Annotated in this window: 2 protein-coding genes; both read left to right on the top strand. The window is 46.7% G+C overall.

Features of this window, described 5'->3' with window-relative positions; genetic code table 11:
• On the top strand, positions 1 to 970 hold a 970-nt coding region (locus RIF36_RS01240; protein ID WP_350149250.1), incomplete at its 5' end, for an FISUMP domain-containing protein.
• Positions 971 to 1020: 50 nt separating this feature from the next.
• The coding region (locus RIF36_RS01235) for a DUF4493 domain-containing protein (protein ID WP_350149249.1) at positions 1021 to 1593 on the top strand (573 nt) is incomplete at its 3' end.

The following is a 1593-nucleotide window of genomic DNA, read 5'->3' as shown; positions in this document are numbered from 1 at the left end:
CCACAGCTACACCGGCACAGTAACAGTGGCAAGCAGCGGAGCCAGCCTTTTCTACGCCCAGGGCGAAACGAGAGAAGGCTATTTTTTAACCTCTCCGCTCGATATTGAAGTGAACCTGAGCTACACCAAGCTGGACGGCACCACCAATGACCGGACTTTCACGGCCTCCATAGCCGATCCACAACCCAGAACCCTGTACAATATCAATGTGGACGCCACGCTGGAAGATGGCAAGGTGGTGTTTAATATCACTGTGGATGAGGGTTTTGATACGGTAGATATTGATTTGGGAGATGCGACAGGCAACCCAAATGCCAATTGGACGCCTGGAGAGGAATGGATTGATGAAAGGGACGGTGAAGTATACGGAACTGTGCAAATAGGTGATCAAGTTTGGATGAGTGAAAATTTAAGATATCTGCCTGAGATTCATAATAATCAAGAATTTGTATCAACGGGGGCTAGCAAAATTTCTGGATACGGAATTTATGACTACGACGGCAATGATAGATCAGTGGCAATCCAATTACCTAATTACGAAACTTATGGAGTCTTGTATAATTGGTATGCAGCTATGGAAGGTGAAGGAAGTAGTGATGCTGTTCCAAGCGGAGTGAATGGTGCATGTCCGGCAGACTGGCATATACCCAGTTTTACCGAATGGTATAACCTTTCAACAACACTTGGTGGAACTTCCAGTGCAGGTGATAAACTAAAAGAGGCAGGAGAATTAACCTGGATGGCACCAAATGAGACTTCTACAAATGAATCAGGATTTAGTGGGAGAGGTGCTGGATTGAGAAATAGCGGAGGTTATTTCAATAGCTTAAAAATTATAGGACGATTTTGGAGCAGCGCAGCTTCCGCTTCACATGCGAATGTTGCTCAATTAACTATTGGTGCGCCTTATCTACTGCTTAACAACAACGAAAAAGAATTGGGACTTTCCATCAGGTGCATCAAAGACTAATTGAGTTCAATTTGGCGGTAGAAGAAAATATGTATATCAATATAACAAAAATGAAAAAACTAATTCTCGCTTTTGCTATGAGCATATTTTTCATTTCCTGCGACCGAAATGAGAAAGATACGCCGGAACCTCTGGACTACGGCTACCTGTCCCTCAACCTATCTCTCAACATCACCTCCGAACCAGCCAATGGCCGAACCCTGGCGGTCAACACCGACGACTTCCGGGTTACCATTTTCGCCGCCAACGGCACCGAAGTCATGGTGTTTGATCCCTTTTCTTCCGCACCCGCAGAAGTATCGCTGCCCACCGGCGAATACTATGTGGAAGCCCACAGCAACAACCTGGTGGACGCTGCCTTCGAAAACCCGTACTACTTCGGCCGATCCGACAACTTCACCATCGACAAAGAAGAGCTCAAATCCATCGACATTGAGGCTGAACTGGCCAATACCAAAGTGGCCATTAACTATTCGGCCAACGTGGTGAACACCTTCCACAGCTACACCGGCACAGTAACAGTGGCAAGCAGCGGAGCCAGCCTTTTCTACGCCCAGGGCGAAACGAGAGAAGGCTATTTTTTAACCTCTCCGCTCGATATTGAAGTGAACCTGAGCTACACC

Source organism: Imperialibacter sp., assembly GCF_040222815.1.
Lineage (GTDB): Bacteria > Bacteroidota > Bacteroidia > Cytophagales > Cyclobacteriaceae > Imperialibacter.
Note: the sequence above shows the minus strand (reverse complement) of the source record. Positions and strands in the feature narration are given on the sequence as shown.